This window comes from Stenotrophomonas maltophilia group sp. RNC7 (genome assembly GCF_030910085.1).
Classification (GTDB): Bacteria; Pseudomonadota; Gammaproteobacteria; order Xanthomonadales; family Xanthomonadaceae; genus Stenotrophomonas; species Stenotrophomonas sepilia.
The window spans coordinates 1-612 of record NZ_JAVFVN010000929.1 but is presented as its reverse complement, the minus strand read 5'-3'; the positions used below and the strand labels follow the sequence as shown (position 1 = coordinate 612).

At 50.8% G+C, this 612-nt stretch carries 1 protein-coding gene; it reads right to left on the bottom strand.

Annotation, left to right across the window (positions count from 1 at the left end; all coding sequences use genetic code 11):
- Window positions 1–125: 125 nt before the first annotated feature.
- Window positions 126–440, bottom strand: a complete 315-nt coding sequence (locus RCF13_RS23640; protein ID WP_308141600.1) for a hypothetical protein — start codon at window positions 438–440, stop codon at window positions 126–128.
- Between the last annotated feature and the right edge of the window lie 172 nt (window positions 441–612).

The window sequence follows — 612 nt, the reverse complement described above, 5'->3', positions numbered from 1 at the left end:
CGGAAGTTCACCATGTCGCCATTGGTAGAGGCGCAAAAACATATGCGCTCCATATTCTTCAGCGCTGAGAGCGGACGCTTCCGCAAACTCGTCACCAACAAAGATTTGCATCCACGGAAGTTCGGTCATGCGCCACCACCTGACACCACTTCGAGAAACTCCTGAAGAACGCGTTCGGCCTCGCCTGGGACAAAGCTGTCGCCGATGCTCATAAGCAGTTCGGCCCAGACTGTTCTTGGATCGTGCTCACTATCCCAAACTGCGGCGAAATCCTGAAGAATAGCTTCGTCAATAACGTCTGTCGTGTCACGCAGATCGTTAAGAACTGATACCGCATCGTCATATGCGCTATCATCCGAGTGGTCACGCTGACCATCCCAATAGTCGGCTTGACGCTGGAAGCTATCTTTAATGAATTGAATGGTTGTGGTATTTCTCATTGCATTCATTCTCTTTCTTAACCGGATTGGTTTGAATTCTGGCCCGGAACGGTTGCAGCCGTTGCCGGGCCGTTTGACTTTTTGATCATGCTGGGTCTCCCGTGAAAAACTCGATTAGCTTCCGACGCGAAGCGACCCAACGCTCCTCGCCTACTTTTTTTGCTGGAATAGA

Coding starts and splice junctions, on each gene's coding strand:
- RCF13_RS23640 (WP_308141600.1), bottom strand. CDS start 440: ATGAGAAATACCACAACCATTCAATTCATTAAAGATAGCTTCCAGCGT.